Annotated in this window: 20 protein-coding genes; 12 read left to right on the top strand and 8 right to left on the bottom strand. The window is 67.8% G+C overall.

Annotated elements, in window-relative coordinates:
- Positions 1-15 precede the first annotated feature (15 nt).
- From DAT35_RS16640 to DAT35_RS16680, 9 genes are all read left to right on the top strand, one after another.
- Entirely contained in the window at positions 16-837 is an 822-nt protein-coding gene (locus DAT35_RS16640; RefSeq protein ID WP_108068021.1) for a phosphate ABC transporter substrate-binding protein, read from the top strand.
- A gap of 52 nt (positions 838-889) precedes the next feature.
- Positions 890-1,906, top strand: a complete 1,017-nt coding sequence (pstC, locus tag DAT35_RS16645) for a phosphate ABC transporter permease subunit PstC (protein WP_108068022.1) — start codon at positions 890-892, stop codon at positions 1,904-1,906.
- Positions 1,903-2,817, top strand: coding sequence for a phosphate ABC transporter permease PstA (gene pstA, locus DAT35_RS16650; RefSeq protein ID WP_108068023.1), 915 nt, complete (start codon positions 1,903-1,905; stop codon positions 2,815-2,817). Before pstC ends, pstA begins: the two co-directional genes overlap by 4 nt.
- Before the next feature lie 45 nt (positions 2,818-2,862).
- Positions 2,863-3,606, top strand: coding sequence for a phosphate ABC transporter ATP-binding protein PstB (gene pstB, locus DAT35_RS16655; protein WP_233261547.1), 744 nt, complete (start codon positions 2,863-2,865; stop codon positions 3,604-3,606).
- A 22-nt stretch (positions 3,607-3,628) separates the two neighbouring features.
- On the top strand, positions 3,629-4,321 hold the full coding sequence (gene phoU, locus DAT35_RS16660; protein WP_108068025.1) for a phosphate signaling complex protein PhoU: 693 nt from the start codon (positions 3,629-3,631) through the stop codon (positions 4,319-4,321).
- Between the two features lie 147 nt (positions 4,322-4,468).
- Positions 4,469-5,704, top strand: a complete 1,236-nt coding sequence (locus DAT35_RS16665) for a glycosyltransferase (protein ID WP_108068026.1) — start codon at positions 4,469-4,471, stop codon at positions 5,702-5,704.
- 88 nt (positions 5,705-5,792) lie between these two features.
- Positions 5,793-6,626, top strand: coding sequence for a metallophosphoesterase (locus DAT35_RS16670; RefSeq protein ID WP_108068027.1), 834 nt, complete (start codon positions 5,793-5,795; stop codon positions 6,624-6,626).
- A gap of 94 nt (positions 6,627-6,720) precedes the next feature.
- Positions 6,721-7,101 (top strand): response regulator, encoded by a 381-nt coding sequence (locus tag DAT35_RS16675; protein WP_108068028.1) that lies wholly within the window; start codon positions 6,721-6,723, stop codon positions 7,099-7,101.
- Positions 7,102-7,172: 71 nt separating this feature from the next.
- Positions 7,173-8,450, top strand: a complete 1,278-nt coding sequence (locus DAT35_RS16680) for a hemolysin family protein (RefSeq protein WP_108068029.1) — start codon at positions 7,173-7,175, stop codon at positions 8,448-8,450.
- A 1-nt stretch (position 8,451) separates the two neighbouring features.
- Here DAT35_RS16680 and DAT35_RS16685 read toward each other — a convergent pair whose 3' ends face one another.
- Together DAT35_RS16685 and DAT35_RS16690 are read right to left on the bottom strand one after the other, a co-directional pair.
- A complete protein-coding gene (locus DAT35_RS16685; RefSeq protein WP_146209742.1) occupies positions 8,452-9,183 on the bottom strand; it encodes a hypothetical protein in 732 nt (243 codons plus the stop codon).
- Positions 9,184-9,375: 192 nt separating this feature from the next.
- A complete protein-coding gene (locus DAT35_RS16690; RefSeq protein WP_108068031.1) occupies positions 9,376-12,309 on the bottom strand; it encodes a PAS domain S-box protein in 2,934 nt (977 codons plus the stop codon).
- A gap of 367 nt (positions 12,310-12,676) precedes the next feature.
- Here DAT35_RS16690 and DAT35_RS16695 point away from each other — a divergent pair, with 367 nt between their 5' ends.
- Positions 12,677-14,104, top strand: a complete 1,428-nt coding sequence (locus DAT35_RS16695; protein ID WP_146209743.1) for a hypothetical protein — start codon at positions 12,677-12,679, stop codon at positions 14,102-14,104.
- A gap of 33 nt (positions 14,105-14,137) precedes the next feature.
- Here DAT35_RS16695 and DAT35_RS16700 read toward each other — a convergent pair whose 3' ends face one another.
- Complete coding sequence (locus tag DAT35_RS16700) at positions 14,138-15,199, bottom strand: nitronate monooxygenase family protein (RefSeq protein WP_108068033.1); 1,062 nt, start codon at positions 15,197-15,199, stop codon at positions 14,138-14,140.
- 384 nt (positions 15,200-15,583) lie between these two features.
- Between DAT35_RS16700 and DAT35_RS16705 the strand changes: the two genes are divergently transcribed.
- Positions 15,584-16,312: an SDR family NAD(P)-dependent oxidoreductase gene (locus DAT35_RS16705; RefSeq protein WP_108068034.1), complete on the top strand. Its 729-nt coding sequence runs from the start codon at positions 15,584-15,586 to the stop codon at positions 16,310-16,312.
- A gap of 38 nt (positions 16,313-16,350) precedes the next feature.
- Here the strand turns inward: DAT35_RS16705 and DAT35_RS16710 are convergent, their stop codons facing one another.
- From DAT35_RS16710 to DAT35_RS16730, 5 genes are all read right to left on the bottom strand, one after another.
- The gene (locus DAT35_RS16710; protein ID WP_146209744.1) at positions 16,351-16,944 is read right to left on the bottom strand and encodes a hypothetical protein; all 594 of its coding nucleotides are present in this window, start codon (positions 16,942-16,944) and stop codon (positions 16,351-16,353) included.
- A 276-nt stretch (positions 16,945-17,220) separates the two neighbouring features.
- On the bottom strand, positions 17,221-17,808 hold the full coding sequence (locus tag DAT35_RS16715) for an HdeD family acid-resistance protein (RefSeq protein WP_108068036.1): 588 nt from the start codon (positions 17,806-17,808) through the stop codon (positions 17,221-17,223).
- Positions 17,809-17,993: 185 nt separating this feature from the next.
- A complete protein-coding gene (locus tag DAT35_RS16720) occupies positions 17,994-18,578 on the bottom strand; it encodes a hypothetical protein (RefSeq protein WP_108068037.1) in 585 nt (194 codons plus the stop codon).
- 170 nt (positions 18,579-18,748) lie between these two features.
- Positions 18,749-19,111 carry a UBP-type zinc finger domain-containing protein gene (locus tag DAT35_RS16725; protein ID WP_369945791.1) on the bottom strand — a complete coding sequence of 121 codons (363 nt, stop codon included), beginning with the start codon at positions 19,109-19,111 and terminating at the stop codon, positions 18,749-18,751.
- A gap of 273 nt (positions 19,112-19,384) precedes the next feature.
- On the bottom strand, positions 19,385-20,335 hold the full coding sequence (locus DAT35_RS16730) for an alpha/beta fold hydrolase (RefSeq protein ID WP_108068039.1): 951 nt from the start codon (positions 20,333-20,335) through the stop codon (positions 19,385-19,387).
- A gap of 90 nt (positions 20,336-20,425) precedes the next feature.
- Here DAT35_RS16730 and DAT35_RS58175 point away from each other — a divergent pair, with 90 nt between their 5' ends.
- Entirely contained in the window at positions 20,426-20,755 is a 330-nt protein-coding gene (locus DAT35_RS58175) for a hypothetical protein (RefSeq protein WP_146209745.1), read from the top strand.
- The last annotated feature ends 10 nt before the right edge of the window (positions 20,756-20,765 follow it).

Here is a 20,765-nt window from a genome sequence, read left to right on the forward strand (position 1 = left end):
GGAGAAAGCCTCGTCATGAAGAACTTCATTGCCTCGATTGCCGCGGTGCTGCTGCTCGCCCTCCCGGTCGCCGCCCAGGCGGGGACCATCACCGTCAAGGGCTCGGACACCATGGTCATCCTCGGCCAGCGCTGGGCCGAGGAGTTCATGAAGAAGAACCCCAGCATCAAGCTGCAGGTGACGGGCGGTGGCTCGGGCGTCGGCCTGTCGGCCCTCATCAACGGCACCACGGACATCGCCATGTCCAGCCGTCCCATCAAGGACGCGGAGACCGAGAAGCTGCGCACCCGCTTCAACACCACCGGCACGGAGATCGCGGTGGCCAAGGACGGCGTGACCTTCTACGTCAACGAGGGCAACCCCGTGGACGCCCTCACCCAGGAGCAGCTCAAGGGCATCTACCTGGGCGACATCACCAACTGGAAGGACGTGGGCGGCCCGGACGCCCCCATCGTCGTCTACTCGCGTGAGAACTCCTCGGGCACCTACGTGTTCGTGAAGGACAACCTCCTCAACGGCGAGGACTACACCTCCAGCGCCCAGACGCTGCCCGGCACCGCCGCGGTGGTGAACGCGGTGGCCAAGGAGAAGAACGGCATCGGCTACGGCGGCGCCGCCTACGCCAAGGGCGTCAAGGAGCTGAAGATCAAGAAGGGCAGCGAGTCGCTCGCCCCCTCGGCGGAGAACATCAAGAGCGGCAAGTACCCGCTCTCGCGCGACCTCTACTTCTACCTGCGCAACAAGCCGAGCGGCGACGCCAAGGCCTTCATCGACTTCGCCCTGTCCCCCGAGGGCCAGGCGCTGGTCACCAAGGTCGGCTACTTCCCAGTGAAGTAGTCCCCCAGGGCCGCGAGCGTCACGAGATTGTCACACGAGCCGAGGGCGCAAGATGGATAGACAGGCAGCCATGCAGGGTCAGGGTCTCGTGGAAACAGTAGCAGTGGCGCCGCGGCTCTCCTCCACCGCGCGACGCAGGCAGATCCGCGAGAAGGCCATCGAGGTGTTCATCACCGCGATGGCCTTCACGGGGATTGCCGCCCTGGTGCTCATCCTCGTCTTCGTGGCGAAGGAGGCGCTGGAGCTCTTCCTGAGTGCCGAGGCCCGCCACGAAGCGAGCCTCTCCAAGATGTTCCTGCCGCAGGTGGTGCGCGCGGGCAAACCGGCGACCTTCGTCTGGCAGCCGGTGTCGTCGGTGCCGAAGGTGAGCATGATTCCGCTCTTCATCGGCACGCTGAAGACGACGCTGGTGTCCATGGCGGTGGCGGTGCCGGTGGGCGTGGCGGGCGCGCTGTTCGCGGCCGAGTTCGCCCCGCGGCGGCTGCGCGAGGTGCTCAAGCCCACCATCGAGCTGCTGGCGGGCATTCCCTCGGTGGTGCTGGGCTTCTTCGCGCTGATGGTGCTCGCCAGCTTCATGCAGGACACCTTCGGCCTGGGCTCGCGGCTCAACGCGTTGGTGGCGGGCCTGGGCCTGTCGCTGGCGATCGTCCCCGTCATCTTCACCGTGGCGGAGGACGCGCTCACGTCGGTGCCGCGCAGCTACCGCGAGGCCTCGCTGGCCCTGGGCGCCACCCCCTGGGAGACGGCCTGGAAGGTAGTCCTTCCGGCGGCGGCCCCGGGAATTCTCGCCGCGTGCGTGCTGGGCTTCGGCCGCGCCATCGGTGAGACGATGATCGTCCTGATGGCCTCGGGCAACGCGGCCATCGTCTCGGCCAGCCTGACGGACTCGGTGCGCTCCATGTCCGCCACCATCGCCGCGGAGATGGGCGAGGTGGTGGTCGGCAGCCCGCACTACTCCCTCTTGTTCTTCATCGGCGTCGAGCTCTTCATCTTCACCTTCGTCCTCAACATGCTGGCGAGCGTGTGGACCAGGAAGGTCCTCAAGCGGTTGTCGGGAGCGGGCGCATGAAGAGGCACACCCTGCGCCGGGCCGTGGGTGGAGCGCTCACGTCCCTCACCGGCCTCGCCGCGCTGCTGATCGTCGCGATCCTGGCCGTCATCCTCTTCGACGCGGTGAAGGGCGGGGCCGGGCACATCACCTGGACCTTCCTCTCCCAGCCGCCCTCCGACGGCATGATGGGTGGAGGCATCTTCCCCGCCCTCTACGGCACGGCGGCGCTCACCCTGCTGATGACGCTGGCGGTGATGCCGGTGGGCGTGCTGACGGCGGTGTACCTGCACGAGTACGCGCCTGCTGGCTCGCTGCTGGCGCGCGCGGTGCGCGTGGCGGTGGCCAATCTGGCGGGTGTGCCGTCGATCGTCTTCGGGCTCTTCGGCCTGGGTTTCTTCATCCACTTCGTGGGCGGGAGCATGGACCGGCTGCTCGGCTACCAGGAGCTGCACTGGGGCCAGCCGGGCATCCTCTGGGCCTCGCTCACCCTGGCGGTGCTGACGCTGCCGGTGGTCATCGTCTCCACCGAGGAGGCGCTGCGCGCGGTGCCCATGGACCACCGCACGGCGAGTCTGGCGCTGGGGGCCACCCGCTCCCAGACGCTGGCGCGGGTGGTGCTACCGGGCGCGCTGCCGGGCATCCTCACCGGCGCCGTGCTGGCGGTGTCCCGCGGCGCGGGAGAGGTGGCGCCCATCCTCTTCACCGGTGCCGCCTACTTCCTGCCCGACCTGCCCAACAAGCTGAACTCCCAGTTCATGCACCTGGGCTACCACACCTACGTGCTGGCCACCCAGTCTCCGGATGTGGAAGCCACGCGGCCCCTGTTGTACGCCACGGTGCTGGTGCTGCTCGCCCTGACCTTCGCCCTCAACCTCGTCGCGGTGCTCATCCGCGCCCGCACCCGCCGCCGCGCCGGCGGCGGCCACTGACACCGAGCCATGTCCTTCTCCTCCGCTGCTCCCTCGCGCATCAAGATGGAAGCGCGCGAGCTCTCCCTGCTCTACGGCCCCAAGGTGGCCGTGAAGTCGGTGAGCCTCGCCCTGCCCGAGCACCAGGTGACGGCGCTCATCGGCCCCTCGGGCTGCGGCAAGTCCACCTTCCTGCGCTCGCTCAACCGGATGAATGATCTCATCCCGGGCTCCAGCCACGAGGGCACCGTGCTGCTGGACGGCACCAGCATCCATGACCGCAACGTGGACGTGGTGGACCTGCGCCGCCGCGTGGGCATGGTCTTCCAGAAGTCCAACCCCTTCCCGAAGACGATCTTCGAGAACGTGGCCTACGGCCTGCGCGTGGGCGGGATGAAGGACAAGGGGGAGATCGCCGCCCGCGTGGAGAAGTCGCTCAAGGGCGCCGCCCTCTGGGACGAGGTGAAGGACCGCCTCAACGACAGCGCCCTGGGCCTATCCGGTGGCCAGCAGCAACGTCTGTGCATCGCACGCGCCCTGGCCGTGGAGCCCGAGGTGCTCCTCATGGACGAGCCCGCCAGCGCCCTGGATCCCATCGCCACGGCGAAGATCGAAGAGCTCATCCACGAGCTGAAGGACCGCTACACCATCGCCATCGTCACCCACAACATGCAGCAGGCGGCCCGGGTCAGCGACCGGACGGCTTTCTTCTACATGGGCGAACTGGTGGAATGCGGCCCCACGGAGCAGATCTTCACCAACCCGCGCGAGAAGCGCACCGAGGACTACGTCACCGGGAAGTTCGGGTAGGAGCGAGGGAGAGAGCGGGTATATGCCGTCGACGCATACGGACAAGGCATTCGAAGCGGACCTGAGGGATCTGCGCGAGAAGCTGCTGGCCATGGGCGCCAAGGTGGAGGCGCACATCGCCGACAGCGTGCGCGCGCTCACCGAGCGGGACTCCGCGCTCGCCGATCGGGTCATCCAGTCGGACAAGGAGGTCAACCGGCTGGAGGTGGAGATCGACGAGACGTGCCGCCGCATCCTCGCCCTGCGCCAGCCGGCCGCGAGTGATCTGCGCCTCATCACCACCGCGCTGAAGATCGTCACCGACCTGGAGCGCATCGGCGACCTGGCGGTGAACATCGCCGAGCGCGTCAAGGACCTGAACGAGGCGCCTCCGCTCAAGCCCTACGTGGACACGCCGCACCTGGCCGAGCTGGCCCAGCAGCAGGTGAAGAAGGCGCTGGATGCCTTCGTGTCCTCGGACGCATCCAAGGCCGAAGAGGTGCGCAAGGAGGACGACCACCTGGATGTCCTCTACCTGAAGATCTTCAACGAGCTCCTCGGCTACATGATGGAGGACTCGAAGAACATCCGCCGCGCCACGGCCCTGATGTTCATCGCCAAGCACCTCGAGCGCATTGGCGACCACGCCACCAATGTGGCGGAGATGGTCATCTACATGGTGCGGGGCACGGACATCCGTCACCCGCGCAGCCGGAATCTGACGACCTCCTCGTGACCCGGGGAGGAGGGTTCACGGTCCCGTCACCGAGAGTTCTCCCGGGCGACGCCAGACCGTCGCCGGGCAGTCGCCGGGCTTTTCTAACGTCGCAGGTAGGACGCGCGATCACCGCGCCCTTCCCGCTTCGGGAGAAAGCCCGCGCTCATGACCCACGCGCTCAGCCTCACCCTCCTCACCGCCGCCCTCCTTGGAGTCGCCGCCCTCGGCTTGCAGTTCTTCTTCGTGCTGCGCTACCTCCGGAGCGCGTCGCGAGCCCGGACGTCCCAGGCCCGGCCATCTCCAGGCAGGCCTCCGGCGGGTATCTCCATCCTCAAGCCCCTGTGCGGCGTGGATGACGACCTGGAAGCCAACCTGGCCTGGTTCGCCACGCTCGACTACCCGGCCTATGAGGTGATTCTCGGGGTGAAGGACACGCGTGATCCGGCCTACGCGGTGGCGCGGGCCGCGGTGGCGCGCTGGCCCCACATCATGAGGTTGGAGCTGCAGCACGGCGAGCCCGGCCTCAACCCCAAGGTGAACCAGCTCATCACCCTGGCGGGCGCGGCGCGCTACGACCTCCTGCTCATCAGCGACTCCAACACCCGCGCAGGGGCGGGTTACCTGGAGGAGATCGCCCGCACCTTCGAGGATCCCACCGTGGGCTGTATCTCGCACCCGGTGAGCGGCATCGGCGAGCGGACGCTGGGCTCGCTGATGGACAACCTCTACCAGGGCGCCACGGCGGGCTCGGGGCAGATCGCCGCCAAGCAGGCCGTGAACCAGGACATCGTGGTGGGCAAGTCCATGGCCCTGCGCCGCGAGGACGTGGAGTCGCTGGGAGGCTTCTACTCGGTGCGCAACGTGCTGGCGGAGGACTACGTCATCGGCCGGTGGGTGACGCGGCGGTTGGGCAAACGGGCCGTGGTGGCGCGCTCGCCCGTCTACAACGTGTCGCAGAAGAAGAGCGTCCAGGCCTTCTTCAAGCGCTATGCGCGCTGGAGCATCATCCACCACACCTGCGTCCCCACGCCGGTGTACCTGGCGCAGTCGCTGCTCAACCCGCTGCCGTGGGCCCTGCTCGGCGCGCTGCTGTCACCCTCCGCCCTGGCGCTGGGCGTGGTGGGCGGTGTCGCGCTGGCGAAGCTCGTTCACGATGTGACGCTCTTCCATTTGATGAGGCCCGGACAGAGCACGCCGTGGATGACGGCGCCGGCGGTGCTGCTCAAGGATCTGCTGCTCTTCGCGGCGTGGGCGAATGGACTCTTTGCTCGCACGGTGGACTGGCGCGGCAACAAGCTGCGCGTCATGCCCGGCTCGAAGCTGGTACCGCCTACGCCCGAACTGACAGGTCGACTGTCCACGACCGAGCCCGAGCGCACCGGAGAGCTGATCGCTGGCTGACGTTCACCGACATGTCACCGGACTCTTTCGCAGGAATTGCCCGGAGGCCATGGCCGTGTTTCCACGAGTGCGTACTTCAAGAGCAACCATGCTCATTCGAAAGCTGGCGCACCTGTCGGACCTGCATCTGGACCTCACCCGCGAGAGCGACGCGACTGCCACTGCTCTCGTGGAGACACTCCTCGCCGAGCGCGTGGATCATGTGGTGGTGACGGGAGACCTGACCCACCAGGGCAGCCGGAGCGAGTACCAGCGGTTCCGGGAGCTCTTCGCGCCGCTGCTGGATGCGGGGCGGCTCACCTTCATCCCCGGCAACCACGACCGCACCGGCGAGGACGCCGGCAGTCAGTGGATGAACGGGCAGAAGGTGCGGGTGGAGCGGCACGAGGGCCTCTACCTGGTGTGCGTGGACTCCACCGGCCCCCACAACCGCAACTACTTCGCCTGCCACGGCGAGCTGACCCAGGCGGAGCTGGATGCGGTGGACGCGGCCCTGTGCTCCGCTCCGACGGGCGCGCTCACCGCGGTGCTGGTGCACCACCACGTGCTGCCCCTGCCGGAGGAGAGCTTCCCGGAGCGCTTCGCCACGCACATGGGCTGGCCGCACGCCTCCGAGCTCTCCCTGGGCGCCGAGCTGGTCCGCCGGGTCCAGGGCCGATGCGATCTCATCCTCCACGGACACCGGCATGTGCCGCGCGAGTTCGACCTGGGCCGCTTCCAGGGCCGCGCGCTGCGCATCTACAACTCGGGCAGCTCCATCGAGCTCGGTGGCTTCCGTCTCTTCCAGCACGCCGCTGGCCGCCTGGTGGGCGAGCCGGCCTGGAAGCAGACGGAGCTTCCCCCGGTGCGCAAGGGTTCGGCGCCCAACGTCATGCCCGCCCTCCAGTACCTGGCCAGCCAACTGGCCATGGTGCTCCTCTGAGGGAAGCCGGCTCCCCTGCCCTCCGGCCAGACTTGTTCCAGCCGTGAATGCCGCGTTGCCCCGGGCGGGTTGTCCCCACGTACCAGGAGGACACTTGGGTCGAAGGGCATCCGAAGACGACGGACGCAAGGTGCTGGTCGTCGATGACGACGCGGACTGGCGGGAATTTCTCAAACTATGCCTCGAGGATCTCGGCTACGAGGCCATCGAGGCAGCAAACGGCCAGGAGGCACTGGAGTCGCTGGCGCGGCAACGCTACGGCGTGATGCTCCTGGACCTGTACATGCCCGGAATGAACGGCTTCGAGGTGCTGGAGCGGATGCCTCGCAACGGCACCCCGCCCCGGGTGGTGTTCCTGACCGCCGCGGAGGCTCAGGAGGTGGGAGGCGCGCTCCGCTCAGGGCCGCACTACTACCTGCCCAAGGGCGCCAGCCGCGATCAGCTGTCGCTCCTGCTCCAATCCCTGGACACCTGAACAGCCCCCGCTGCTATGACGAGATGACCGGAGGATAGACGGCCATCACGACAGAACTCGTCATCATCCTGCTGCTGATCCTGGCCAACGGCATCTTCGCCGGGGCCGAGCTCGCCCTGTTGTCCGTGCGCAAGACGCGCCTGCGGGAGCTGCTCGACCAAGGCAGCCGCTCCGCCCGGGCCGTGCAGGCACTCCGGGACTCCCCCGAACGATTCCTGGCCACGGTGCAGATCGGCATCACCGTGGTGGGTGCCACCGCAGCGGCCTTTGGAGGGGCTTCCATCGCTCAGCGGCTCGTGGGCCCGATCTCCCAGCTGGGAGTGGAGACGGCGCTCGCCGAGCAGCTGGCCTTCGCGCTGGTGGTGGGGCTGGTGTCCTATCTCTCGCTCGTGCTGGGCGAGCTGGTGCCCAAGTCCCTGGCCCTGCGCTACTCCGAGGGCTATGCGCTGTTCATCGCCCGCCCGCTCCGCGGCCTCGCGTGGCTGATGCAGCCGCTGGTGTGGTTCCTCACCGCCAGCTCCAACCTCATCCTGCGCTTCTTCGGGGACCGGACGAACTTCACCGAGTCACGCCTGTCTCCGGACGAGTTGCAGCAGCTCGTGGAGGAGGCGGCGAAGGCGGGCACGTTGGACCCGCGCGCCGGGGAGATCGCCTCCCGGGCCTTCGAGATGGGGAACATCCCGCTGTCGGCGGTGATGGTGCCACGCAGCCGCATGGTGGCGCTGCGCCGGCACGCGAGCGCCGAGGAAATCAAACAGGTGCTGCTGGAGCACGGGCACTCGCGGATGCCGGTGTACGAGGGGACGATCGACAACATCGTGGGCTACGTCATCGCGAAGGATCTGCTGGGGGTGGCATGGGAGGGCTCGCTCATCGTGCTGGAGGACGTGATGCGGCCCCCCTGGTTCGCCTTCGAGTCGATGCGGGCCATCGACGCGATGAAGGAGCTGCAGCAGAGACGGATGCAGCTGGGCATCGTGGTGGACGAGCGGGGCGGAGTCGCGGGGCTGGTGACGGTGGAGGATCTGGTCGAGGAGCTGGTGGGAGACATCGCCAGCGAGTTCGAGAAGCCCGAGGAGCTCGTCCGGCGCGAGAGCCCGACCACGGCGGTGGTGCAGGGGACGGCGGCCATCCGGGACGTGAACCGGGAGCTGGAGCTGGAGCTGGAGGAGGGCCAGGGCTGGTCCACGGTGGGAGGACTGTGCGCGGTGGAGGCGGGGTCCATCCCCAGACAGGGCACGAAGCTGGCCCTGGAGGACGGGACGGTACTGGAGGTGCTGGACGCGAGCCCGCGCCGGGTGCGCTCGGTGCGCATCCACCTGCCGCCCCGTGAGGCCACCGAGGGCTGAGCTACACGCCGGGTGCCGGGGGCTGTTCGGACGCCGGACGCGCCATCACGGTCCCCTCGGCGCCTCCCGCCTCCCGCTGGCGCGCAGCCCGTTCAATCCTGCGGCGCATGCCTTTCATCATCTTCCACTGCATGATCAGGTGGGGAAGCAGGATGAGGTTGGAGACGATGGGCCCCGCCTGCTTTGGGCTCGTGCGAACGCGCACGAGCAGGCGGGTCTTCGCTTCGTCGAGTGGCTGCACCACGAAGGCCCACACGAAGTCCTGGTTGCCGAACACGAAGGCACGGCCCGGCTCCACCCGCAGCACGCGCCACTCCCCATCTGGGGTTATCAGCTCGCCGACCTTCGGCTGCTGGTACTCCGGGAGGATTCGCTCGACGCTGCGCACGGGGGCCCCCGCCAGCCTCTCGAGCCAGTCATAGCTGTAGAAGCCCCCTCTCTCCCCCGCCCCTATCTGCGCCAGCCATGGCCAGACATCCTCGGGGCGCGCGCGGAGGGTGAGGCCATGGGTGAGCTCCGAGGTTCCCCGATGGGGAAGCAGCTCATCCCCTGGCAGGGATTGCAGCTCCTCCTGTCGGGTAGCGCCCAATCTCATCATCCTCGCGCGCAGGAAGAGCCGGAAGACCCAGGGGGTCAACGCCCCCACCGCTGCCAGCTTCCAGATGGGCCGTCCACTCCGGCGCCCCTGCTCCCAGGCCGCGGCCGATGCGGCCAGCACGCTCGCGGCCAGCATCCCGTCTAGAACCAGCGAAGGGCCAAGCGAGACGGCTGCGATCCGTATCCTCGGCCCAACCTGCGGACGCGCTCCTTGCTCAGCAGCCATGGTGGCCTCCCTCGTTCGGATTCTTCGCGACAGGCTGTCCATGCGGGGCTGTCGCGACAAGCCGTCCGTTCGTGCCTGTGCTGCCCTGGACCTCGAGAGGGTTCACTCGCCTGACGTGGGGTATTGCCCGGTGGGGAGTGTGAAGAAGAAGGTGCTCCCCATTCCCGGGCTGCTCTCCACCCACAGCTGTCCGCCATGGGCCTCGACGAGCCCCCGGACGATGGCGAGCCCCAGGCCCGCCCCTTCCTTCCTCCCCACACGGGCCTGCCAGAAAGGCTCGAAGAGGTGCGGCAGGTCCTCCGCGGGAATCCCAGGCCCCGAGTCACTCACCGAGAAGCGCACCTGGCCCTCCACTGGCTCGACCCGGAGCGTGATTTGCCCGCCCTCGGGCGTGAACTTGAGCGCGTTACCGAGCAGGTTCGAGAAGATCTGCATCACGCGATCGCGGTCAACGAAGATGGGGGGACAGTCCTCCGGGACGGCGGCCGTGAACTGGATGGACTTCGCCTCCGCGAGCGTACGATGCAGCTCGGCGACCTCCCGGACGAGCGGAACCGTCTCCTCCAGCGCCCGGGTCACCGAGAGATGGCCGGCTTCCATCCGGGCCACGTCCAGCAGCTCCTGGATGAGCCGGTTTGCCCGCTCGACGGCCTTCCGGATGGACTCGAGCGGCTTCGTGGCCGCGGCGTACTCCCCGGGCAGCCGCTTCATGAGCGTCCCCGTGCTCAAGGTGATGACATTCAGAGGCGTGCGGAGATCATGGGCGACGATCCGGAGGACCTCGTCGCGAACGCGTGTCGCCTGTTCGGACTGCGCGTGGAGGCGGGCATTGTCGATGGCAAGTGCGGCGCGATTGGCCAGCTCCTCGGCGAGGGCGAGATCTCGATCACCGTAGAGGCGCCCCGACTCGGAGGTGAAGAGGAAGATGACTCCCAGGGTGCGCCCGCGCGCGAGAAGGGGGACGACGAGGCCCGAACGGAGCCCGAGGAGGCGAAGTTGCTCCAGGTGCCGGACATCCCCCGCCACCGGCTCGAGCAGCGGTCCAAGGACTTCCGGAAGCAGCAGCGGCTGGCTCGTCCGGAGGACCTCGGCGACGACGTGCCCTTGGAGGAACCAGGGATGGGGATGGACGGAGAACAACTCGGGCAGGACTCTTGCCTTCTGCGGGGAAGCCGCCAGGAATTCCTGCACCCAGACCTTCCCGTCGTCACCGAGGACCTGGACCAGGCACACGTCCGCCAGCGCGGGGACAGCCAGCCGCGCCACGGTGGCGAGCGTGGCCTGGGGCTCCAGTGAGCTGGCCAGCCGTGGGCCCGCCTCGGCGAGGAAACGCCATGCTTGCTCCAACTGCTTGCGCTCGGAAATGTCCTGGATCTGCGAGACGAAGTAGCGCGGCGCTCCCTGGGAGTCGCGGACCAGCGAGGCCGTCAGCAGGACGGTCACCACGTGGCCCTGCTTGTGAAAGTAGCGCTTCTCCATTTGATAGGAGCTGAGCTCTCCCTGGAGCAACCGGTGCACGTTCGTCAGGTCCAGCTTCAGGTCATCCGGGTAGGTGATGTCCTGGAACGTCTTGGAGAGGAGCTCCTGCTGCGAGTAGCCGACGATCCCGCACAGCGAGCCGTTCACGTTCAGGAAGCTGCCATCCAGTCCGACCAGGGCCATGCCGATCGAGGCATCCTCGAACGAGGTCCGGAAGCGCGCCTCGCTCTCCCGGAGCAGTTCCTCCGCACGCCTGCGCGCCGAGATGTCGCGCAAGATGACGGTGAAGAGCCTCGTCCCGTCCACCGCCAGCGTCATGATGCTGGCCTCGGCGGGAAACTCCGCGCCGTCCTTGCGCTGGCCGGTGATGGGTTGCCGCTCCGCCATCTGCCGGGTCTCCATCGGGCTGGCCGCGAAATTCCGGATGTGTTGCTCGTGGAGGGCGCGGAACCGCTCGGGGATGAGCATCCCCAAGGAGTGTCCCAGGACATCGCTCGCGGAGTAACCGAAGATGCGTTCCGCCCCCGCGTTGAAGAGAATGATCCGCTGCTCCTCATCGATGGAGATGATGGCGTCGACCGCATTGGAGACGATGCCCGCGAGACGGGCCTCCGAGAAGCGCAGGGACTGCGCCATGCTCCGCTGATGCGCGTCCAGTCGCGAGAGGGCTCTGGCGGTCCACGCGACCATGCCCAGGAAGGCCGCCAGGGTGACGAGGACGAAGAGCGAGGTCCCATAGGTGGCTCCGTAGAGACCCAACCGCGCCCCCAGGAGCATCATCCCGCCCACCAGCAGGGGCGCGAGGATGGCCGCCGGGAAGAGCCGGCGTGCCATGTGGCCTCCCACGTCGTCGCGGATGAGCGTTGCCATCAGCCCGTGCTCAGGGTGGACGGAGAGGATTCCGAGTGACAACAGCAGGAACAGCAACGCCGTGTGGACCGCCATGGGGGTGAAGGCCGGCAGTCGGGAGATGAACCGCTCGGGCCCGAAAAGACCCTCCTCCATGTACACGTAGCCGATGAGCGCCTGACCCGAGAGGAACAGGGTGGCGAGCACCAGGAACCTGGCGGGATACCACCCCCGGCGGGTCCTGGCATGCAGCAGCAGGAGGGCCAACCCGGTGACGCAGAAGCACAGTGCGGTCAGGGGCGAGGGCCGTCCCGGGAGCATCGGGGTCATGCGCTTGACGGTCTCGCTGAAGAAGACACCGTCGATTCCGAGGTCGGCCCCGAAGCTGTACTCGGCGAAGGTCAAGCCCCCCAGGAGGACGACCCCGAGCGCCAGTGCACGCCCAGCCACACGCCGCCGCGAGTCTGCTGGCTCCTCGCGGAGGAGCCAAAGCGCGAGGCCACTGCCCAGAAGACCGATGGCGGTATTCGGCATCATGATGCCCGCGCCCTGCAGGGGAACGACTCGGACGAGGAACCTGCTGGCCAGGCCCCAGCCGATCAGATCGAGCGACGCCACCAGGAGAGTGAGTGCAATCGCGGCCGGCGTCAGCCACTCGAGCACCTGCGCGAGCCGATGGAGGGAATCGCTGGGAGGTGACGTCGTCATGGGGATGGTCCAACAGCCGGGCGCCGTGCCGCCCGGTGGGACCCATCAACCGCCATCCCTCACCGTGCAGTGCCCCCAGCATGGCCTCAAGTCCCGCGACTCGCCAGCCTATGCACCGGCCACGCGCGCTCGCGAGCAAGGCCTGACCCGGCCCGTCATCCGGCGAACGCTCGCGGCTCGCGGGAAGCCGGGCGACAGAGGGGCTGACACGTTGCAAGGTTCAGGTGCCAATACCCTCGGGAGACACGGCTCCGTCTCCGGGTGGACGCGGTGCTCCTCCCGTCGGACAGAGGCAATGGCTCCCGGCGTGCGCACGGTTGCGCTGTGCCGGGGAGCAAGGTCCCGGCACGACGGAGGGGGATACACCATGAGACACGGAAGCTGGAGCACGGGTGTGCTGCCGCTGCTATGGGCGGTGGGGCTCGCGGCGTGCGGAAGTCCGACGCTCGAGGAGTCCGAGCCGCTCGCGCAAACGGAACAGGCGCACAAACAGGGGGGGCTCACCGGCGCCATCCGGTGGGCCTGGCACATCACCGGAGAGTCCCCCTCGGAGAAGTTCGGGACACTCGTCAAGGATGGGGAGGCTCACCTCCTGGCGCTGTACAGCTTTACCGGGAACATCGACCTGGGCGAGCGAGTCGTCAGGGCACCGGGCGGTCCGACCAGCACCGCGATCGCGCTCGCGCGCTATGACCAGAAGAAGGGACACCTGGAGTGGGTGAAGGTCTTCGGCCCTGGCCCCGGCGTGGATGGGGGTGTCTCCGGCCGCAACATCGCCGTGGACTCGAAGCGCAACATCCTCATCGTGGCCGGTGCCCTGGAGGTGGATTTCGGAGATGGCCCCGTCACGGAGGGAGAGTACCTGTTGAAGTTCGACTGTCACGGGCGGCTGCTGTGGAAGCACTCGTTCGAGGCCAACCCCGGGAACCTCTCCGTGTTCGATCTCCTGACGGACAGCCACGACAACATCATCATGGCCGGCAGGTTGACCGGAGTGGTGGACTTCGGAAGCGGGAGCATCTCCTCGAAGCCGGACCCGGCTGAAGGCTTCTTTGGTCCGAGTCCCTTCGTCGCCCGGTTCAGCCCCGCAGGAGCGAGCCAGTGGGCCTATGCCCACTCGACGGACTTTGGCGAGGGACTGGGCGCCGCCGTGGACAGCCAGGACCACATCCTGCTGTGCGGGAGCATCAGCCCCGACGGAGTGGGCAGCCTCCCCTTCGTCTTTCAGCTCTCGCCGGACGGCCACCTGCGCTGGGAGCGCTCCCTGCAAGTCTCCGGAGGCGGTCTGGCGCACGACGTCGCGGTACACGGCAACCGGATCGTCCTGACCGGCACGTTCTCGGGCACTTTCACCTTCGGGGGACAGACCGTCACCTCGGACACGCACAGACCGATCCCGGATGATGCCTTCCTGGTGGCCTACACCCGCGAGGGCGAGGAGCGCTGGGCGAGGAACTTCGGCCTCTCTGGGGAGCGCGTCGCCATGGACCAGAGAGACGGCGTGGTCGTCACGGGTACCTACCAGGAGGGGGACGATCTCGGCCTGGGTTCGCTTCCGGGCAAGGGCGAGGGCAGCAGCAACCTGTTCGTCGCCAAATACGACCGCATCACCGGCAAGCCCCTCTGGACACGAGGCTTCCCCGCGAGCCTCGCCGAGCCCACCTCCCTCGTGGCGACGAAGGACGGCCGTTCCGCCGTCCTCGGCAGCTTCAGGTCGGGCTCGTTGATCGTCGGGGATGAGGAGTGGCCCCTGGAGGGTCTCAATGATCTCTTCCTGATAGGCCTCGACGATTGAGGAAGAAGTCCGTGGCGGTGCGCCGACTCTCGCTCACCCGAGCCGCTCGGACTCGGCGATGAGCTCCCGCATCAACTCTCCCGCCGGGCGGCCTCGCGACAGCGCGGCGCCCTGGCCCGCCCAGAGCGCGATGAAGCGCGAATCGCCCCGGGCCGACGCGGCACTTCGCAGGGGCGTCGTCGCCGCGTGCTGGAGCGGGAACGGGAGGATGTCCTCGGAGTCCCCGATGGCCTCCGTGAAGGCGTTGGCGAGCCCCCGCGCCGGACGGCCGGAGAAGGCCCGCGTCACCACCGTCGAGTCGTCGTGCGCCTCGCGGAGCGCGGCCTTGTAGAAGGCGGCGATACCCGACTCGGGGCAGCTCAGGAATGCCGTGCCGAGCTGCGCGCCACTCGCCCCGAGCACCCGCGCGGCGGCGATTCCCCGTCCATCCATGATGCCTCCACTCGCCACCACGGGGAGCTTCACGGCGTCCACCATCTGGGGCACCAGCGCCATCGTGCCTACCAGTGCCGCCTGGAAGGGCCCCGCGAAGGTGCCCCTGTGGCCACCGGCCTCGGCCCCCTGCGCCACCACCACGTCCACGCCCGCCGCCTCCAGCAGCTTCGCCTCGCGCACCGTCGTCGCCGTCCCCGCGAGCAACATTCCTCGCGCCCTCAGCCGCTCGAGCACCGGGGCGGACGGAATCCCGAAGGTGAAGCTGAAGACGCGCGCCCCGCTCTCCGCCACGGCGTCCACCTGCTCGTCGAAAGGCGGCAGGGGCGACTTCGGCGGCTGCGGCGGCGCGAGCCCGAGCTCCTCATGGTAGCGCGCCAGCGCCGCGAGCATGCGGCCCGGGGCCACCTCGCCCGGCGCGGGCAGGGGCGCGAAGAGATTGATGGCGAAGGGCTTGTCCGTCAGCTCGCGCACCCGCCGCGAGTGCTTCACGATGTCCTCGGGCTCCATGAGCGCGGCGCCCGTCGAGCCCAGCCCTCCCGCGTTCGACGCGGCGGCGACCAACTCTGGAGTCGTGGCGCCCCCCGCCATCGGAGCCTGGATGATGGGATGCTCGATTCCGAGTAACGACGCGAGACGGCTCCAGGCGTTGAATCGGGTCATGCATTCCCTCCTGTGAGACTCCGCCTCTACATTGTGCCTCGGGAGGCATCCTCGTCCATTCCTGAGCGACCACGTGGCGCGAGCTCCGCTGCAGCGCGGTTGACCGACGGCTCCGACGCTCGGTCAACTGCCCAGGTTCGCAAGCCAGCGCAACGCGGACAAGCGCAACGCCTGCGTGGGCGGTTGGTTGGGCGAATGCGCTACCCGCAGCGGGGTGGGCGCCCGCAGAGCCGAGCCCCCCATCGAAACTCGTGTCCGGCCGCACTCTCCGATGAGCAAGATCAACGAGGCCTTCGTCGGCTTGAATCTGGCAAGGCCCGTTGCCGCATCGTGCTGGACGCGGCTTTCTGATCCATTCGAGAGGACCTCTCAAGGTAAACAACCATGAGCAGCCAACCGAGAACAGCCATCGTGACGGGAGCCTCGCAGGGAATCGGCGCGGGCGTCGTGAAAGCATTCGTCGCACGGGGCTTCAACGTCGTCGCCAATTCCCGGAAGGCAACCCAATCCACCGAGGTCGCGGCTTCCAGCCAGGTCGCCCTGGTGGACGGCGACATCGGCGAGCCGGCAACCGCCGCCAGGATCGTCGAGACGGCGCTGTCGCGCTTCCACTCGATCGACGTGCTCGTCAATAACGCCGGCATCTTCTTCACCAAGCCGTTCACGGCCTACACGTCCGAGGACTTCAAGTCGCTCGTCTCGACGAACCTCGGGGGCTTCCTGTACGTCACCCAACTCGCCATCAAGCAAATGCTCGCGCAGCAGACCGGCGGGAGCATCGTCACGATCACGGCGGCCCTGGCACGCAACCCGATCCGGGGCGTCCCGGCCGCGGTGCCGATGATCACCAAAGGCGGTCTGGAGACGGTCACCCAGCACCTGGCGATGGAGTACGCGAAAGACGGCATCCGCGTAAACGCCGTCGCGCCCGGCGCAGTCGACACGCCGCTCAACCGGGGCACTCCGAAGAACGTGTTGGAGAGCCTATCTCCGATGGGTCGGCTTTCGACGGTCAAGGACATCACGGATGCGGTGATGTACCTGACCGACGCCGCGACCGTCACGGGGGACATCGTGTACGTCGATGGTGGCGCTCATTTCGGCCACTGGTAATTGAAAGGGGGCTCACCCTCGAGGCAACCGAGCCCCCATCATCGAGATGGTTCGTCCTTATCGCGCTGAACGGTCTGGTCCTGGAGCGGATTGAGCCAGCCGCTCAACCCGTATCGGGGATTGCCCAGCAGCGTCCACGCGCGGAAGAGCGCGGATGTATAAAGCACGATGATCGTCACCCCCAGCCACCGGAACGTGTCCCGATCCGCCGGATGGAGGATGAGGAGTAGCCCGAGGACGGCCTCAGTGGCGAAAACCATGCTTGCAACCATGCTCTGGCTCCCGACACGCAAGAAATGCCTCCAGGGCGCGTAGGGCTCAGGTCCGTGGCGATGGATGCGCGCGAACAGCCGGACGAGGCGGGTGGAGACGATGACCCCGACGACTCCCATCACGAGGGCGAACCACCCTACATTGACATCTGGAATCAGCGCGATGCTGGAGATCACAAAGCCGTTGACCAGCGTCAGCAATGTGGCTTCGGCGAGGTGTTGCTGGGGTCCGACGGCGAGGTCCAGCTCACCGAAGGTGCGATGCGGACCAATCGAGATGGCGACGAAGAGCAACCCGACGAAGGCACCGCCGGTTCCGGCACTCGCCAGAAAAAAGTCGGCGAACCCTTCAGGTGCCATGATGCCCCTCCTTGCCACCGACGACGGAGGCCACAGGGCCTCGGCTCGAGGTCTCACGCCCGCGCTCCAGGTCTCGAAGCGACCGTGTCCCACGGTGCGCAGCAGGTACTCGGCCAGGATGCTCCGAGCAGCGTTGCTCATGCTCAGGAAGAGCACGTGGAGGGGGCGGTGAGGGGTCATGATGCCCCTCACGGTGGGGGCGCCGGGCAGGGTCCGCAGGAAGGCCCCCGGGCCTGCTCTTCGGAACGGCTGGCGTTTGGGGGCTCACCCGAGCACTCAGGGGCTGGTGGCCTCGCGGATCACGCTCCGTGCCGCCAGGGAGTCCGCCATGAGGGCGAGCCCTCGGCTGAGCAGGCTCACCCCCACGACGGTGCCCACGGCCCAGATGGTGGAGTTTGGCCACTGGGCCGTGATGAAGGAGCCCAGCGCCATGCTGACGATGCCGTCGACGCAGTCCCAGCCCCAGCGAGGATAGCGGTCCATCAGCGAGGTGATGGTGCGGAACAGGCCGGTGGCGAAGAAGTAGCCGGCCAGCATGAGTGTCAGCGCCGCCAACCCCGCGTCGGGCCGGGTCAGCACCAGCACTCCAACGACGATGGAGAGCACTCCTCCCAACAGGTAGAGGAGGAAGGGTCCGGTCTTCCGGACGCCAAAGGCGTGGACGATCTCCCCAATGCCCATGGCGACCAGCAGCGCCCCATAGAAAAAGGCCGTGGCCAGGCTGGCGATCCCCACGGAGATCAGCGCGAAGAAACCGAGCAGGCTGATCAGCAGGCCCACGATGAAGGGGCCTCCCCAGATACTCGAACCAAGCCGCGTCCCTCGCGGCGAGCTCACGTCAGAACCCGGTGTGCCGATGGCCATGACACTCCTCCTTGAGGATGTTCACTCCTGTATTTCGAAGCTGGGGAGTGTTCGCAGGGGCGACAAGATCGCCGTCTTCGCGCCAGCCCGTCATCTTCAGGGGATCCCGTTGACGAACCTGCCCCCGTCATCGAGGAGCACCAGCGTCATCCCCCCAGCCTTGCAGCTACGGCGCGCGGCTCGACTCACGTCCGCGGCGTGGGCTGCTCCTGCACGCTGCTGGAGCGGATGCGGTCCGCGTGCTCATTCAGCTCCTTCCAGGTGTTTTCGTACTGCTGTCGCAGCTGCCCCCAGTCCTCGTCGCTGGCGCCCACCATGCGCTTGAGCACCTGGCCAGTGGTGTCCAGCGAGCGGCGCAGGAACGTAATCTCCTCGCGCGTGAGCAGACTGCTCTCCGCGTTACTCTGGGAGATAGACGCCTCCCACTGGTCCACCTGCGCCGCGAACGCCCGCTGCTCGGCCTCGCGCTTGCGCTGCCAGGTGCCACGCAGCACCTTGCCCTTCTTGCTCGCCGCCTCCAGGTCATTCGCGTAGGAGTCATGGGCCTCGTCCACGCGGGCGCGCAGTTGTGCGAAGGCCTGGCTGCCCTTCTGGCGCAGCTCGTCCAGCTTGCGGTGGAAGGTGTCGCGCCGCTCCCGGACGCCGGTGAACTCCTCCAACTCGGCGTCGGCCTTCTGGATGTCGGACTGGGCCTCGACCTCGGCGAGCCGGGCGTCCAGGCGCTGCTTCTCCGCCTCCATCTTCTTCACATAGTCGTCGTGCTCACTCATGACTCGCTCCCCGCAGGGCCCTGGACCGTCGAAGGCACAGGGGCGTCCAGCCTTGAAGGCTAGGGATGCGGGTAAGGCCATGCACTGGCCCCGCCGGGCGAGCGCCGGGATTCATGCTCCGCGAGCTACACATGGAGTTGCGCGCATCCGGCTTTCGGCCTCTTGCACGCCTAGGGCGCGCTCATGGGGGCCGCGTAGTGCACTGGCGGCGACTCGCCTGGGTAGGTGGGGATCCGCTCGAGGACCTGCTCGTCCTCGTAGCACCAGGCCCAGTCCTCGCCAGGCTCGAACGACTTGATGACGGGGTGGGAGGTGGCGTGGAAGTGCTTCGTCGCGTGGCGCGACGGCGAGTCGTCGCAGCAGCCCACGTGCCCGCACGTCAAGCACAGTCTGAGGTGGACCCACTCACCTCCGGTCTTCAGACACTCCACACATCCGTGACCGCTGGGGTGGACGGGAGCGGTCCGGTGACGCCCAATCGCTTCCAGATGTGAACATGCCTTCTTCATGGCTCGCGCTCCGTGTTGGGGCATCCGTCCGGAGGCCCCATGGTGTCGAACGTAAGGAGGTGTGGGGCCTGCCGCCACCTGCGTGGCAACCGCTCGGATCCCCGCCGCTCCACGCCCGGGCGCCTGCTGCCTGGGTTCAGGGGTGGCGCAGCCGGAAGCCCTCGCACGGCCAACGGTGGCCGATCCGCGCTCCGCCCCAGGAGGACAGCATGGCCGTTTCCAATCCGTCGGCGAGGGGCCCTCGTCGTGCGCTGGCGCTCTCGGGTGGCCGGGCCCGCGCGAGCGCCTCCAACACACTCAGTGTAGCAGCTGGTGCTGCTGACTCACCTCCCCCAGGAAGGTGTCGAGCAGCGCCTGGACTTCGTCGGGACGCTCCTCGGAGACCCAGTGCCCGGTGTCCTTCAGGATGTGCGACTCGACCCGGGTCGCCACCGCGCGCACCTGCGCGGTGAGAGGCCCACCCAGGGACTTGTCCCCGCCGATGACCATCACCGGCATCGGGAGCTTCTGCCGGGCCAGTTCCCGGAAGTCCTTCTTGTCCTGCTCGAACGCGCGGAAGTAACCCCACGTTGCGTGGATGCGCCCGGGGGCCGAGTAGGCCGCGGTGTACGCCCGACGCTCGGCCTCGCTGACCGCCTCGGGGTTGGCGGACATGTCGGTCCAGAAGTGATCAAGGTAGATCCGCTCCCGTCCCTGCACCAGCTTCTCGGGCGTGGGCCCGTTGAAATAGAAGTGCCACACGTCGCGGCTTCGCATGACCTGATCCGACCAGGGCTCGATTCCAGGCAGGAACGCATCCATGAGGACCAGCCGCTCGACCTCATGGGGGAACTGGGCGGCATAGGCATACGCCACCATCAGCCCGATGTCGTGCCCCACGAGCGACACCCGGTCGAACCCTAGCTTCCTCACCAACTCCCGCACGTCGCGAGCCATCGTTTTCTTGTCATACCCATCCTCGGGTGCGGCCGATTCGCCGGTGCCTCGCAGGTCGGGGAGGATGACCGTGTGGTTCTCGGCCAACACCGGTGCCAGACGCCACCACATGAGGTGTGTCTGCGTGTAGCCGTGCAGCAGCACCACGGGGCTGCCCTGCCCGCCGCGCACGACGTGGAGCCGGGTGCCGTTGACCGCCTCGTCGCTCTCGCGGAACCCCTCTGGGAAGAAGGGGCGACCAGCGGCCGAGGCCGCGCCCGCGTTCGGCGTGGAAACTTCGCTCCCGCCCCCTGCGGAGGAGTGGAGTGTCATGGTGCCTCCTCGAGAAATCCGCCCACACTTGACAGTGTGCATTCCTCCGGTCCGGGAAACATCGGAGTCGGTGGCACAGCGCTCGAGCGCATGAACCCCTGTTCGTGGTCATGGGAAGGCGCCTGCCGCCCGCCGATCTCCTACTGCAACCCCTCGCCCGGATGCACCGTCTCGGACGGCCCGCGCGTGCTGGCGCGCCAGGATTCAGACGCGCACATCCTCCGCGCCCACTGGCCGCTGCGCGGACTGGAGCAGTTCGTCACCAGTTCCTGCCGCAACGACACCCAGGACTTTGACGAGACAGGGGTGGACATCGGCCCCAATTGCCCTGGCACGCTGCGCGGAACGCCGCGCCTGTCACCACCCGCTGTGCCGCCGATATCGGACCCCGGCCCCTGTGGCGCTAGGGTTCATGGGTAGGCGTTCTCCC

Source organism: Vitiosangium sp. GDMCC 1.1324 (assembly GCF_003044305.1).
Lineage (GTDB): Bacteria > Myxococcota > Myxococcia > Myxococcales > Myxococcaceae > Archangium.